The sequence below is a fragment of the Nitrosopumilaceae archaeon genome (genome assembly GCA_035631875.1).
GTDB lineage: Archaea > Thermoproteota > Nitrososphaeria > Nitrososphaerales > Nitrosopumilaceae > TA-20.
This window is the reverse complement of the sequence record DASQHX010000011.1, coordinates 196,590-209,692: the sequence shown is the minus strand read 5'-3', so window position 1 is coordinate 209,692 and position 13,103 is coordinate 196,590. Positions and strand designations below refer to the sequence as shown.

Sequence of the window (13,103 nt, the reverse complement as noted above, 5' to 3'; positions counted from 1 at the left end):
ATACTAAATTCAATTTTATGTAGAGAGAGGAATTGTAAAATAAAAGATAGTTCCTTCCCCTTCCTTGCTTTCAAACCAGATCTTCCCTTTCAAATTTTCAACTATTAAACGACAGATTACCAATCCAAAACCGCTCCCACCATATCTTCTTTTTAAAGATAGGTTAACTTGGTAGTATTTTTTAAAAACAGAATCCTTTCTTTTTTCCGATATACCTATACCATTATCCTTGACAAAAAAACGAATACCGTCATCCCCTTTTTTGGCACCAATCTCGATTTTACCCCCTTCCTGTGGTACAAAATCTACCGCGTTTTGTATCAAGTTATCAAAAACTTGCTTTAACCTGTTCTTATCACTTTGAAGAATTGATTTTTCTTTTGTTGTATCAACAAATTCGATCTTTTTGTCATTCATCATATGAGTATTAATGTCAACAACGTTTTTCATAAATTCATTAATTTTGAATTCATCTTTGCTGAAAGTCATTTTATGGGCAACAAGCAGTTGAACATCAGACATATCCTCAAGCATTCTTTCTAATCTAATCGCATTATTATAAATCTCATTTACAGCTTCCAATTGTTGTGTGTTTAGATTTGCAGCAACTGGATCATTAAGTGACTCACAGTATCTTTTTATTGGCTCTAAAGGTAATTTACATTCTTGTGAAAGAGAGAAGTAAAATTCTTCTTTAAGTGAATTCATTTTTTGTAATTCTTCTAGTTGGGTTTTTTGTCTTTCGTGGTCTTGCATAACCTTCCTGGCCTCATAAATATCTGAAATATCCCGAATTGCCGTATTACTACCAATTAGCTTGCCCTTTTCATCATACATGTTATTAGCGCTTAATAATGCCGGAAATGCTGAACCATCTTTTCGTTTAAACCAGATTTCTCTATTCTCAGCACGTCCTGTTTCTTTCCAAGACTCGAATGTATTACGCATTTCTGTAATGCTTTGCTCTGCAACATGATCAAAAATTGATTTACCTATGACCTCATTTTTTGAAGAACCAAAGTTTTTTGCATATTTTTGATTGCATTCTAGAATTATACCATCAGTATTTACAGTACGTTGCATTACTGGTGATTCTTCATACAGATTTCTATATTTGATGCCATCTACTGGAGAAAGTGATTTTCTAGTTTCAACTTGATACGGTTGTGCTAAAAGAGGATTTTTAGGAGTTCTACTGTTTGCCCACATAATAACTCCACCTACAACAATTCCAGCAAGTCCAAGATAAAATGCGTGATATGCATATGGAACAGTAGGATCTAAACCATAATCAATTACCGCCAATCCCATAATTACCAATAATAATCCGCCTGCAACTCCAAAAGTATTCATATTCTACTCCAAAAAAGATTGTTTTTCACAATATCCAATATTGAAATAAGTAAAATAATTTTTGGAATAGCAACTCTAATCAATGGATATTAAACGCAAAACTAGAAGATTAACTTTTCAGGTTTTGTAAATCTAAATCACTCTAAAACCAGAATCAAATTATCCAAGAATTCTTGGATCCTCGTTTTTATTCCATCTATTACTTTTTTGAGTTCATTGTTTGTAATACGTGCCTCATGAATTCGCAAGTTTTTTGATGCATGATCCATCCCATGTTTTGTTATGAATTCGTTAAATTTCTCAAGATACTGACTTGTGATTATAAGATGACCATTATTTTCAATTTCAGATATAGGTTGATAAATTATTGATTTCCCAAAAAATTCCAATATGTCAGGTGGTAATGGCACCACACTTCCATAAACATCATAAAACAACCAATTAGTTTTTCTATACGAGGGAAGATTATCATAAAATTCATCCTTAGTTTTGTATAAACCAAGATAACCGTTTAATTCTAAATCTATCCATGTATTTTTATCAGATATTCCTAGATATTTACAGATGGTTTTACATGATTGCAAGATCTCATGTAGTGATTTTTTCTCATCCAAAAGTTCTACACTTACCGTTTTTGCTAATTTTAATGCCTCATCTTTTTTATTTTGACTCAAGATATCAAACTAGTGTATTATACCATGATTTTACTTTATCTTGCAGACATATGTAGATTAAAAAAAGTTATACAGTGTGTGATCTTTTATTGTCATACTCGCGCAAAATAACATCTTGAAACTGTTGTATATTGAAACAGCAGTACAAACAAATCACAGCGTTAGTACCAAAACCGTTTGTAAAATGGGCAGGCGGAAAAAGACAACTTTTACCAATATTATCACAACATATCCCAAAAAATTTTGATGCGTATTTTGAACCATTTTTAGGTGGTGGAGCAGTTTTGTTTCATTTAATATCTCAAAATTCACAACTAAAGTGTTTTGTATCTGATTTGAACTCTACATTAATTCTATCATATGTTACAATTCGTGATAAAGCAGATGAATTGATAACGTCGTTAGAGGAACGCTCGGAAAATTACTTTAAAAATACTGAAGAATATTATTATCAAGTAAGAGACAGTAACCCAAAAAACCAGATTGACCAAGTTTCAAGACTAATATTTCTAAACAAGACTTGTTTTAATGGTCTGTACAGAGTAAACAGTAAAGGAAAATTCAATGTACCGATAGGAAGGTATGTGAATCCAAACATAGTAAACAAAGAAAACTTACTGATACTCAGTCATGTTTTACAATCAAAAGGAATTTCAATAAAATGCGAAGATTTCACTACTGCACTTAAGAAAGCACGAGAAGATGATTTTGTGTATTTGGATCCACCATATCAGCCAGTAAGCTCTACTGCAAACTTTACTAGCTATACAAATGATAACTTTGGCTACAAAGATCAGGAAAGACTCTTTACTGAATTTAAAAAACTAGATTCTAGGGGTTGTAAGGTTATGCTTTCAAATTCAAAATCACAAGAAGTAATAGAGTTATTCTCTGAATATTCTGATAGTATAATAGAAATAAACACCAATCGATTCATAAATTCAAATTCAAAGAAGAGAACTGGGCATACTGAAATCTTGATAAAAAATTATTAAAATTTACAGATGATGTACTGAAATTTTATTTCTCTAGAGTAACGATCTAGATCAACAGATTGTTACAGATAATATTTTTTAAAATTAGTTATAGGATGACCTAGTTAGTAATAAAATAAAGTAAAAGGAAAGGGAAGTTAGTCCCACTTACTCCAAGCTGCCATCCATCTGTATGTCCACGTTGTCAATTTGCAGCCTAAAGCTGTCATTGTAACTGACAGGACAGCACCGGCACCCGCACCTAGCGCGACCGGACTATCATAGAACTTTCCAACTTGGGGTTCTATTGGAGTCATGTATGGAGGCAATGTAGTCCTTGGGTATTTGAACGCAGTCTCTAGCGGATCGTCTATCGTAATGAGATTTATCATGTTGAACATTGGCAGAGACATTCCACAAAGCACGCCACCCATTAGAATGAGAGAGTGTTTGTTCTTCTTTGTTGCCCAATATACCAAGTCCATCAGCATAGCCGACGGAATCCAAACTGGTACAACTATGAAGCTATATGGATATCCTAATGAGAACCACGCTCCTTTTGCAATCCACGTATACACCGTCATTATCAGTGCATAGTAAGTTGCAGTTCCTGGAACTCCAGTGAATGTAAGGTAGTACGCGGCACCGACAGCAAGCATGAGTGTCTGTGATACTGAAAATACCACAAATGAAGTCCACGCCCAGTCAGTATAGAATATGTAGTCTCCGGCATTGATGGTCAACAAGGTAGAGTTGACTGCTACCACTACTATAAACAAGTAGTGAGTACATCGTCTTAGCCAGACCATTAGCCACTATGATAGATGCGGTGTATATAAAATTTTACGTAGATACTGAGATCAGGTTTTATACAACATCATAATTGTTCATTTTTTACTTTCAAGTAAGAGTCAAAAATTAAAAGAAAAGGGGATTGAATATTTCTATGCGCCGAAGAAGAAACAGTCAGTCAAGATTGTAGCTATCGAGATAGCTCCAATGATTCCTGCCAATGCACCGTCATAGGTTCTTGCCTTCGGAGTACCTTCGGTTACAACCTTTACACATAGTAAATAACCAATGGCCTCGATAATCGTCAACACCGTTAGAGCAAAGTGTGCACTCGGTGGAGGATAAGCCCATGGATAATAGGTAACTGCTACGGCAACACCACCCCATGTTCCAACCCAGCTGGCAACGAAAATGCCAGTTATTATTCCAAAATAATCTTCTGCGCGTCTACCAATCATTTTGCTTACGTCAGAACTGGAAGCTCCGCCACCAGTACCAAATCCTTTTGGTAAAGTCATTTGGGTAATTATTAATCCATATGCTTTTAAGTCTTTCTTAGATGAGAAGGAAATACTTTCCACTAGATGGGATCTAAAAATAATAAAAAATGCGCTTTTGCGCGCCTTTTTCTATGGAATGGATCTACTGTACAATTTGCCTTCTAGGGCCATCTTGTACATTTCTGCAACATATGGATTCTCACCTGGGGTTTCTGCTCCAAGCTCGACTAGTCGTGCATATACTCTAACTACATAGGCAAGTGCGCCCATGAAAGCAACTACGACACCCATGTTAAACATCCAGTGATTTGGTACTGCAAAGATTTCCTCTACATACCAGAAGTGCCACATTTCGTTTACACCAATTGTGAACATTGTTGCTAAATAACCAAGTATGGTCATCTTAAGACCAGTGTTCATGGAGTTGTTTGGACCCCTCAGGATAGGTACTTTTCTGTCATACATTGCCACGGATGCCCAACCTAATGGCAGAGCAATAAAGTGACTGTATAACCACCAGTGTGCTGGTGTAAATGCACTATCTCTGATAGATGTTTGATGAAGTGATCCATCAACGAAGTTGTCTACTTCCACTGAAGCAGCGATAGATCCCATTGCGATGACGATTAACCAGATCTTTTTCAGTCTGTGTATCTCGACTTCTTTTGGAATCAGTGCGGGCATTTGTGCCATACAACATGTGATGAGATTTCAATATATAAAGCATGAGTAATTAATTAACAGTTTTTGTTATATTTTACATCAATATTTTAAGTTATTATTGAAAATCATAATATAAACTTCTTATAAAAAAGAAATAATTATCATATAAAAAAATGCACCATCAATGTTTATCATTAACGTTTATCATTATTTTTATTATTATTTTTCTCATATTCGGTTGGATCTCTCATTCCAAGGGTAAAACATATATCGTTGTTCTTTCTCTGTTGCATTAGTTACGTGATATGGTAGATAAGAAATTAATCGTAGCAGCACTTGGTGTAATTGTAGCACTTGGAGCAATTGGACCATCATTGGCCCAAATGTTTCAGCACGCAGAAGCACACGGCGTACAGGCACAATTACAAAGTCGTTTTGTCAGGATAGACGATGAAACATGGTCAAAACAATCTGTCCACACAGGTGACACACTAACAGTATCAGGCAAATTCGTTAGTCTCGTACAAAGAGACCTAAGAGGCTGGTATACTGTATATGGTGACTCTCCTAATGCAGGTAACAGATGGGAGATTGTAGCAAGAGACCCACCTGGTAACGTTATAGACATTCCAGGAAACTCTGTCATTCCTTACACATTGACAATCAGGGCTCTAGAACCAGCAGTATATCACATGCACACACAGCTTAACATCGCAAGTATAGGCCCAGGACTTGGTCCAGGACAAACAATTGTGGTCACAGGAGATCCAATCATAAAACCAATCCCATACACAAATGTAGCCTATCAGTCGATAATAATAGCCGTTGGTTATGTTGTAACGTTTGCAACAAGACCGTGGCAAGTGATTTAAAACAAATTCCCCCTCTCTTTTCATTTTATCAAAGTTGTATTAGAAAATATACTCAAATTACATACATGTTATAATTCTGTCAATATGTTATTGATCAGTTCTGACTTAATCAAACATACCAGTTGGCATGTGGTTGTAATCCAAAGTCCATTTTCTTACAAAGTATACAGGCACACCCAAAGTTAGTGGCAAAGCAAAAATCATTCCAAATGGCCACGGAATGATCATTTGAACAAAAGTATCAGCTAGAAAAATACTCAATTCTACAATTAACCCATTTGTAAATTTTTTAATTCTGTAAAAAGCTATAAGCTGAGTTACAAAACTAGGTATTATGGCCAGTATCATTTGACCACGCATACCAATCATTTTTTACAATTGATAGTCAATGTATTTTTAGTTTTGTCTTATAGAAATTTTTAATGATGATCGTTTCTTTTAAAACATATTGAGTATTATTCTTAAAATTGCTATGATTCTAATAATAATAGCAGCCTCAATACAAGTCTTCCATGTTCCTTCAGATCATAATTCTCCGGCATTATCAATTTTTCAGAACTCTGACATAATTAATGCATTATCAGTCATTCAATACATATTTGCCATAACTGGAATTTTTTTAATAGTTAAATTCATCATAGATAAAATATTCAAAAAATAGTTCTTGAATAGTTTTGATTATTTATTATAAGATCAATACTTTATTGTCAGATTATCAAAATAAGCTTCTGTATCTTTTTTTGTCCACAGTCCAAGCTGCCCATTTTGATAGTGTTGATCATATCTCTGAATAAGCAATTTACCATCAAGATATCCAGCTACACCTTGTGCAGATACATCAGTAGTTATTATATGCCATTGACCCAGAGGAATATTTACTGATTTATCTTCAATGCATAAGAGTTTCTCGGGATCAGCTTTACATAGTGAAAAGAGATTATTCTTAGAATCTGCTACCAGTACAAAATAATGCTGATTGTCCATAAATCTAATTATCAGACCTGCTGCTTGTTCTTTTTCTCCAGAATTGATCTTAAACTGTACACTTGTTTCTGAATTTGTACTTTCAACACCGTCAGGCATTAGTTGAATGTGATAATCAAATGTAGTATCATTATCTGTCAATTTAGCAAGTACATTTGGTTTAGATGGTGCGGATGGATCAGACTTAACAACCCAGTAACCAGGTTGTGAATCAGTTTGAAGATATGAAAAACCATCAGGCACTGTATCATTCTTGTAAGAATCAAAATTCCATTCTTTAGTAGTTTTATACGGAGCAGTTTGTATTACATTGTAATATGCAAATGTGATACCAATTATTGCTACGACTGATGCAATAGCATATCTTTTTTTTCTTCCCCAGCGTACAGATCTACTTGACAATTATTCTCTGTCGTTTTACCAGTTTGTGATTGATATAAACATACCAATCCCCCAAATCTAAAAATGAAATCTAATTATGTTTTTATTGGTGATAAAATATGTGATTTATTTTTACTTTTTCCATTTTCTTGGCTTTTGTTTTTGTTTCCATTTATCAAAGCCCCATCTGGTTGCTGCAAAGACTCCAAGTGAGAAGAAAAAGCCTCCAATCCATAAGAAGAGTGCCTTACCTGTGTAAAATCCCCAAAAGAATCCAATAGCTGCACTTACAAATTCTAATATTACAAAAACTGCCCATCTGTCAACCATAGATAAAGAGAGGTAAATCTACTCCTTTTTACCGTTTCCAAGCTTGTACAAATATTACAAAGTAATCATAAAACAATTTGAAAAGGATTGTCTGGTGAAATTCCTAATGTATAATTGAAAATATGTTAAGATTTTGTAAAATGAAAAGTATAGAAAGAAAAATCTTTCTAGGTTTCGCTCATGTTGTAGGCTCTTTCTCCTACTTGTGAGATATCTAGACCTATTTCTTCTTCTTTAGGTGTAACTCTTACACCGCCAGGCCAAATCACATCTTGGATCTTCCAGATCAAGAGCGTAATACCAAAGGCCCATGTTGCTGCAAATCCTGCACCCATTGCATTGATGAGTTCTTGTTGTGGGTTTCCAAAGAACAAACCATCATGTCCATATGGATTAATGCGTTTTTCGCTAAATGCACCAGTCAATAGTGCACCAACAACTCCACCCATACCATGTACTGGCCAAGTGTCCAATGCATCGTCTATTCTTCTTCTATTCTTTATTATCAAACAGTAGAAGCAGACTGTCGCGCATGCAAAGCCCACGATTATAGATGCATAGACTCCTATGAATCCTGACGCCGGCGTAATTGCAACTAGACCTGCTACAGCACCAGCTGAGGCACCCATTGCACTAGTCTTTCCAGTGTGAGCCCAAGCGAGAAATACCCACCACATTGCTGCAACTGCTGTAGCAATGTTGGTATTTTGGAATGCTTCTGTTTCCAAGAAACCTGCAAAGCCTGCACTTCCTGGGTTGAAACCGAACCAACCAAACCAAAGTAAAGTAGCACCCAACATAACTAATGGAATTGAATGTGGTTCAAATGGTGCTTTACCATAACCAATTCTTCTTCCTAGGAACATCGCTGTTGCTAATCCTGCAAATCCTGATGTAATGTGAATGACTGTACCACCTGCAAAGTCTTCTGTACCCAAAGTGAATAACCAACCTGGTGCACTTCCTTGACTTCCTAATGACCAGTTGGCGTGACCTGCAACATCGTAAATAAATGTGGTCCATAGAACTACATGTATCATAAATGCACTCATCTTTACTCTATCTGCATAACCTGCTATAGCTAATGCTGGAGTAATTGCTGCAAACATAAGCTGAAACATTACATATGCCAAATGTGGAATAGTTGGAGCATACACATCAGCAGGTGCATTTGTAAGAACATTATTCAATCCTGCCCAGTCTAAATTACCAATGAATCCATACGGATCTGCACTTGGACCAAACATTATGGCGTAACCCCATACTACCCATTGAATACTAACTATTGCATAAACCAAAAAGTTTTGTAAGATAACTGTTAATGCATTCTTTCTTCTTGTCATACCACCATATAGGAAACCTACACCACCAGGAGTCATTATCATGACGAATGATGCTGCAGCGTACATGAAAGTGGTGTCTCCTGTATCAATACAGGGTGCAGAACTTCCTCCAAATGTACCGTTACCTGGTGGCATCATTGGAGAATTGCAGTGGAATTCAGATGTTTTGTTTGGATCTGCTAATTTGTTAAGAGGGCCAAATTGGGCATGTGCGTCTTGAACTGCTGTAAATCCTGCAACTGTAACAAGTAAAGCTGCCACTGCAAATACTAGTGGCCATTTATTTTTAGTGACAAATTGAATTGATGTTGCTTCTAATGCTCCAGACATCTCTTCGAATTCTGTACTGCAACTATAAAAGGTATTTTATCCTAGAAATTTTTTTTTATGATATAATGTTAAATTTTAAAATATTGTCTGATCGTGCATATATTAGAAATTAATTTTTAGAAAATTGACATATATCTTAAAATTATAAAAAATTTAAGAAAAATTATTATACTAGACAAGTGGTTATAGTTTTTATGTCAGAAGCAGGATGGGCAATATACATCGCAACAGCAGCTACTACTGCAATTACTATCGCAATCTATTTTGCAGAACGCGCCTATAGGTACAAACGAGTGAAGGAAAACAAACATGCTGGAACATATGGATTCAACTTTGAATCTCATGGAACTCATGAATAGAACAAACAGCAACAAATCCTATTTTTTGTAATGACATATGCAAAAATTATTTTTTCACAGATAGACTAATTTGAAGCAGTAATACATCTACTAAGATAGTGAGAGTAAATTTAGAAGAAGATGAGCATATGATTGCCGCATTACCGAAAATCTGGGCAATTGTACCTGGATTAAAGGGATTTTTCAATAAAAGCAAGGAAGGGATTCTGGTTATAACAAACAAAAATCTAATCTTTGTTCCACGATATCTGTATGTTTCACCAAAAGAAAGGGAGAAATATTTTGGTGAAGATAAAGTAAAAGTAACACAACTATGGGACTATTCCGAAACTCAACTTGATGAAGACATTTCTGAGAATACAAAAAGCTGGATTATGCCTTTAGATGCCATTATTGAAGTTAGCCAAATTACACTACGAAAGGTAAATTTTATGAGAATAAAATTTTCTAAAGACGGAAAGGAGAGAATGTATGATTTTGTCATAGCTAAGAGTGTGACCAATTATCCTATTAGACAACCACTTTTGTATTATAATGTAGATTGGACTGCATGGATGGATTTGCTAAAATCACGTATTTGAGATTTTATTTTAATTTCCCAGATTTAAAATTATAAAAATAATATAAAAAATTGAAATCTAATTCTGTTCTTTTTTTGTATCCTGGAGAATTTTTCTAGATCTACTGACAATAAAATCTAGTTCAGTATCAGATTCATTTAAGAATTTTAGATTTGTGATTCTTTTTGTGTATTTGAATATCTCAAGTTCGTATGAATCACCTTTTGGTTTGTATAATGCCAAACCAAAGTTAGCAGCTCCATCATAATCTTCTTTAAATCTCTTGTAATTGTCAGATATTTTGAGAGATTTTAAGAAAACCCATGTTGCAAGTATAATACGAGATTCACAGTATAGAACAAATTCAAATGAATCCTCTTTTTCAACAAATCTAATTTTAATCTCATCATCTGGCCAATATTTTATAACTTTGTTCCATATTGTGGGAATTTTTTTCCTTTCATCAAAAATTAAAAGAATTCTGGGTCTCACATCATAGAAATGATAACCCACACCAAGAAAATCATCATACCAATTTATCTTCGAATCAGCCAAACCTATCTTGGCACGTCATTGCTCATATTTAATGATTAAATATTTCATCTTAGATCTTATTTTTTTAAAATCACTTGTAAAAATTTTGATCATATGACTACCTGTTATTTTTATATAAGATTAACATAGTTGTAAATCATTGAGAGTTTCTAAAATAAAACCTCTAAATGAGCTTCTCAAGATGAGTAAAAAAGAATTATTTGAATATCTAAAAGAATCTGAAAGTTCCATGCAATCAACAGATTCTATTGAAATAGTTCCTTTTGAACATGGAACAAAGATACTTTATTATCACAAAGGTCAGATCAAACCATACAAGACTCGTGCATATCTAAACAAGGTTGAAGATTCAGATCTATTGTAGTTGAAATAGAAGTACATAATTCTGACGATGCCCATTATATTACATGGTGAAGGTAAAATCAAATATTGAAAGATGGGCGTTTATTGATACAATTCAAGATTGGTTTTTTCCAAGGAGTAGATTTTGGAGTTCAATTAGTTTATTTTCGTTTTTCTCCCTAATCATTTTACAGATTATTTTTTCCATTGCAAGTGGCATCAACCCAAGAGCTAGACAAGAAACAGATTTTCTAATATTACCGATTCTAGCTTTATTTGTATTTAGTATTTTTTGGAGAGGTTCAATACCAACTTTTCTTTCCTTAACTGGTTCGTTGATGACGTATACAGGTATGTATTATATTCAAGCAAAATATTTTGATCTGCAAAATTTACCTCCAACAATTGCAAATAGATTAGGGTATGGCACTATTTCTGCGAGTCATTTTCATATAGACCAATACGCTCAACTTTATTTTGTTACAGGAATATTTTTTCTCACATTATGTTTGATAATATCTCTCAAACCATTATTTTTTAGAGCCAGAGGAGTAAAATATTCACCATATCCTATTTGGGAAAGTAAAGATTCAAAAATAATATCATGTAAAAATTCTGTAAGATTAATTCCTGTTTCAAGTTTGCTTAATTTTGCAGAACAACAATTAGCTACTACATACAAATACATCACACTAATGATTGATGGAACTATCTATTTTGTTTCTCCTGATGATTGGATACCACAAGGATCTAACATCATCAGAGACAAAGAAACAGGTTCTCTTATTGGAATACGTAAGGTTCCTGATGGATTTAATATTTGGTAAAAAAATTAAAATCTAAAAGATAGAATCTTTTGGTTTTAATTCGCGCCACTTGCCGCGAGCCCAGAATCCCCATTTTTGCTTGTCTTCTGATGGATAATAACACTTTTCGTTATGTGCACAGCCCATGCATCTAGGTGATGGTTCTAGAGCTGGTATCACGTTATTATTTAATAACGTATTAAGAATACGTGCTCTTCGTTTAGTTTCACCAAAAAGTTTCTCACTTTTTGGAACGATAAATTCCATTTCATTGCCATCTTTATCAAAATACACTATAACACCTTCTGGTTTTTCAAACATGTGTAGGTATGAATTTAATTGCATAAAATGCTCAGCATGTGGCATCTCTGGCAATTCTTCTGCAGTTCTAAACATCATTACGACATCATCCTCTACCCTATCTGCACGACCAACTAGTTTTAGTTTAGAATCAATTTCAATTATTCCCTCAGATGGTCTTTCTAATACACTTAGAGCACTTTTTTCCATTAAAGTAGACATCATTTGTTTATGTGTTCGTTCTGCAGGAGATTTACGATCAAGGTATGCGCTTCTTAGACATCCACTAACCTCATCTACAGAGATTTTACTTTCATCGTTTAAATTTGGATTAATAACTGCAAATACTTGCTCAATTACATCATAGACATCAACTTTAGCTGGAGCGTCACCTGCAGCACGATAATTTTCAATTCCTTCTTTAATTTTGTCTTGAACTTTTCCTAAAATTTTTCCTTTTTGCACTTTCTGTACTCCAGACATCTCTTCGAATTCTGTACTGCAACTATAAAAGGTATTTTATCCTAGAAATTTTTTTTTATGATATTATTTTTAATTGAAATTTTTTGTATAAATTTTAGCAATACTTTAATAAAAGCGATTCATATGTGGTTTGGGTTATAAATTATGAAAAAAATTGAAGCAGTAGTCCCAGCATCGAAAGTAGAAGTAGTTGCTTCTGCAATACTAGAAACTGGAATTGGCGGTTTGACAATTTCCGATACAAAAGGAAGAGGCCAGCTTGAAAGACCAGTGTTTGCTAGCGGAAGAGGAACTGGTGCATATAGACCTGCATTTAATGCGAATTCGACGATCATGGTAGTATCTAAGGATGATCTGGTCGACAAAATTGTGGAAAAGATTCTTTCTGCGGCAAGCACAGGAGCAGCAGGTGAGGGAAAAATCTTCATAACTGACGTAGCAGAAACTATAGATATCGGATCTAAAAAACGTGGAGATTCCACACTTTAATTTCTTTTAAAAA

At 34.4% G+C, this 13,103-nt stretch carries 19 protein-coding genes; 8 read left to right on the top strand and 11 right to left on the bottom strand.

Features of this window, described 5'->3' with window-relative positions; all coding sequences use genetic code 11:
* Positions 1-15 precede the first annotated feature (15 nt).
* Both VEU72_08150 and VEU72_08145 read right to left on the bottom strand, forming a co-directional pair.
* Complete coding sequence (locus VEU72_08150) at positions 16-1,353, bottom strand: PAS domain-containing sensor histidine kinase (GenBank protein HYL67104.1); 1,338 nt, start codon at positions 1,351-1,353, stop codon at positions 16-18.
* 137 nt (positions 1,354-1,490) lie between these two features.
* The gene (locus VEU72_08145) at positions 1,491-2,027 is read right to left on the bottom strand and encodes a hypothetical protein (GenBank protein ID HYL67103.1); all 537 of its coding nucleotides are present in this window, start codon (positions 2,025-2,027) and stop codon (positions 1,491-1,493) included.
* 131 nt (positions 2,028-2,158) lie between these two features.
* On the opposite strand from VEU72_08145, the gene VEU72_08140 reads away from it, so the two are divergent.
* The gene (locus VEU72_08140) at positions 2,159-3,022 is read left to right on the top strand and encodes a DNA adenine methylase (protein ID HYL67102.1); all 864 of its coding nucleotides are present in this window, start codon (positions 2,159-2,161) and stop codon (positions 3,020-3,022) included.
* Between the two features lie 137 nt (positions 3,023-3,159).
* On the opposite strand, the gene VEU72_08135 is transcribed toward VEU72_08140, so the two are convergent.
* From VEU72_08135 to VEU72_08125, 3 genes are all read right to left on the bottom strand, one after another.
* On the bottom strand, positions 3,160-3,810 hold the full coding sequence (locus VEU72_08135; protein HYL67101.1) for an ammonia monooxygenase: 651 nt from the start codon (positions 3,808-3,810) through the stop codon (positions 3,160-3,162).
* 135 nt (positions 3,811-3,945) lie between these two features.
* The gene (locus VEU72_08130; protein ID HYL67100.1) at positions 3,946-4,311 is read right to left on the bottom strand and encodes a hypothetical protein; all 366 of its coding nucleotides are present in this window, start codon (positions 4,309-4,311) and stop codon (positions 3,946-3,948) included.
* A 111-nt stretch (positions 4,312-4,422) separates the two neighbouring features.
* Positions 4,423-4,986 carry a methane monooxygenase/ammonia monooxygenase subunit C gene (locus VEU72_08125; GenBank protein ID HYL67099.1) on the bottom strand — a complete coding sequence of 188 codons (564 nt, stop codon included), beginning with the start codon at positions 4,984-4,986 and terminating at the stop codon, positions 4,423-4,425.
* Between the two features lie 275 nt (positions 4,987-5,261).
* Between VEU72_08125 and VEU72_08120 the strand changes: the two genes are divergently transcribed.
* A complete protein-coding gene (locus VEU72_08120; protein ID HYL67098.1) occupies positions 5,262-5,828 on the top strand; it encodes a methane monooxygenase/ammonia monooxygenase subunit B in 567 nt (188 codons plus the stop codon).
* A 105-nt stretch (positions 5,829-5,933) separates the two neighbouring features.
* On the opposite strand, the gene VEU72_08115 is transcribed toward VEU72_08120, so the two are convergent.
* Positions 5,934-6,197 carry a hypothetical protein gene (locus VEU72_08115; protein HYL67097.1) on the bottom strand — a complete coding sequence of 88 codons (264 nt, stop codon included), beginning with the start codon at positions 6,195-6,197 and terminating at the stop codon, positions 5,934-5,936.
* 79 nt (positions 6,198-6,276) lie between these two features.
* Between VEU72_08115 and VEU72_08110 the strand changes: the two genes are divergently transcribed.
* Positions 6,277-6,489 (top strand): hypothetical protein, encoded by a 213-nt coding sequence (locus VEU72_08110; protein ID HYL67096.1) that lies wholly within the window; start codon positions 6,277-6,279, stop codon positions 6,487-6,489.
* 32 nt (positions 6,490-6,521) lie between these two features.
* On the opposite strand, the gene VEU72_08105 is transcribed toward VEU72_08110, so the two are convergent.
* The 3 genes from VEU72_08105 to VEU72_08095 form a co-directional block, all read right to left on the bottom strand.
* Positions 6,522-7,214 carry a hypothetical protein gene (locus tag VEU72_08105; GenBank protein HYL67095.1) on the bottom strand — a complete coding sequence of 231 codons (693 nt, stop codon included), beginning with the start codon at positions 7,212-7,214 and terminating at the stop codon, positions 6,522-6,524.
* Positions 7,215-7,325: 111 nt separating this feature from the next.
* The gene (locus VEU72_08100) at positions 7,326-7,523 is read right to left on the bottom strand and encodes a hypothetical protein (protein HYL67094.1); all 198 of its coding nucleotides are present in this window, start codon (positions 7,521-7,523) and stop codon (positions 7,326-7,328) included.
* A 167-nt stretch (positions 7,524-7,690) separates the two neighbouring features.
* Positions 7,691-9,196 carry an ammonium transporter gene (locus tag VEU72_08095; GenBank protein ID HYL67093.1) on the bottom strand — a complete coding sequence of 502 codons (1,506 nt, stop codon included), beginning with the start codon at positions 9,194-9,196 and terminating at the stop codon, positions 7,691-7,693.
* A 194-nt stretch (positions 9,197-9,390) separates the two neighbouring features.
* Here VEU72_08095 and VEU72_08090 point away from each other — a divergent pair, with 194 nt between their 5' ends.
* Together VEU72_08090 and VEU72_08085 are read left to right on the top strand one after the other, a co-directional pair.
* Positions 9,391-9,555: a hypothetical protein gene (locus VEU72_08090; GenBank protein ID HYL67092.1), complete on the top strand. Its 165-nt coding sequence runs from the start codon at positions 9,391-9,393 to the stop codon at positions 9,553-9,555.
* Positions 9,556-9,653: 98 nt separating this feature from the next.
* Positions 9,654-10,136, top strand: coding sequence for a hypothetical protein (locus tag VEU72_08085; protein HYL67091.1), 483 nt, complete (start codon positions 9,654-9,656; stop codon positions 10,134-10,136).
* A 57-nt stretch (positions 10,137-10,193) separates the two neighbouring features.
* Here VEU72_08085 and VEU72_08080 read toward each other — a convergent pair whose 3' ends face one another.
* Complete coding sequence (locus VEU72_08080; GenBank protein ID HYL67090.1) at positions 10,194-10,670, bottom strand: hypothetical protein; 477 nt, start codon at positions 10,668-10,670, stop codon at positions 10,194-10,196.
* Positions 10,671-10,809: 139 nt separating this feature from the next.
* Here VEU72_08080 and VEU72_08075 point away from each other — a divergent pair, with 139 nt between their 5' ends.
* Together VEU72_08075 and VEU72_08070 are read left to right on the top strand one after the other, a co-directional pair.
* A complete protein-coding gene (locus VEU72_08075; GenBank protein HYL67089.1) occupies positions 10,810-11,034 on the top strand; it encodes a hypothetical protein in 225 nt (74 codons plus the stop codon).
* Between the two features lie 43 nt (positions 11,035-11,077).
* A complete protein-coding gene (locus tag VEU72_08070; GenBank protein ID HYL67088.1) occupies positions 11,078-11,839 on the top strand; it encodes a hypothetical protein in 762 nt (253 codons plus the stop codon).
* A gap of 12 nt (positions 11,840-11,851) precedes the next feature.
* On the opposite strand, the gene VEU72_08065 is transcribed toward VEU72_08070, so the two are convergent.
* Positions 11,852-12,601, bottom strand: a complete 750-nt coding sequence (locus VEU72_08065) for a hypothetical protein (GenBank protein HYL67087.1) — start codon at positions 12,599-12,601, stop codon at positions 11,852-11,854.
* Between the two features lie 144 nt (positions 12,602-12,745).
* On the opposite strand from VEU72_08065, the gene VEU72_08060 reads away from it, so the two are divergent.
* Positions 12,746-13,090, top strand: coding sequence for a P-II family nitrogen regulator (locus VEU72_08060; protein HYL67086.1), 345 nt, complete (start codon positions 12,746-12,748; stop codon positions 13,088-13,090).
* Positions 13,091-13,103 lie beyond the last annotated feature (13 nt).

Coding starts and splice junctions, on each gene's coding strand:
- VEU72_08120 (HYL67098.1), top strand. CDS start 5,262: ATGGTAGATAAGAAATTAATCGTAGCAGCACTTGGTGTAATTGTAGCA.
- VEU72_08135 (HYL67101.1), bottom strand. CDS start 3,810: ATGGTCTGGCTAAGACGATGTACTCACTACTTGTTTATAGTAGTGGTA.
- VEU72_08065 (HYL67087.1), bottom strand. CDS start 12,601: ATGTCTGGAGTACAGAAAGTGCAAAAAGGAAAAATTTTAGGAAAAGTT.
- VEU72_08125 (HYL67099.1), bottom strand. CDS start 4,986: ATGGCACAAATGCCCGCACTGATTCCAAAAGAAGTCGAGATACACAGA.
- VEU72_08095 (HYL67093.1), bottom strand. CDS start 9,196: ATGTCTGGAGCATTAGAAGCAACATCAATTCAATTTGTCACTAAAAAT.
- VEU72_08070 (HYL67088.1), top strand. CDS start 11,078: ATGGTGAAGGTAAAATCAAATATTGAAAGATGGGCGTTTATTGATACA.
- VEU72_08130 (HYL67100.1), bottom strand. CDS start 4,311: ATGACTTTACCAAAAGGATTTGGTACTGGTGGCGGAGCTTCCAGTTCT.
- VEU72_08090 (HYL67092.1), top strand. CDS start 9,391: ATGTCAGAAGCAGGATGGGCAATATACATCGCAACAGCAGCTACTACT.
- VEU72_08060 (HYL67086.1), top strand. CDS start 12,746: ATGAAAAAAATTGAAGCAGTAGTCCCAGCATCGAAAGTAGAAGTAGTT.
- VEU72_08150 (HYL67104.1), bottom strand. CDS start 1,353: ATGAATACTTTTGGAGTTGCAGGCGGATTATTATTGGTAATTATGGGA.
- VEU72_08115 (HYL67097.1), bottom strand. CDS start 6,197: ATGATTGGTATGCGTGGTCAAATGATACTGGCCATAATACCTAGTTTT.
- VEU72_08100 (HYL67094.1), bottom strand. CDS start 7,523: ATGGTTGACAGATGGGCAGTTTTTGTAATATTAGAATTTGTAAGTGCA.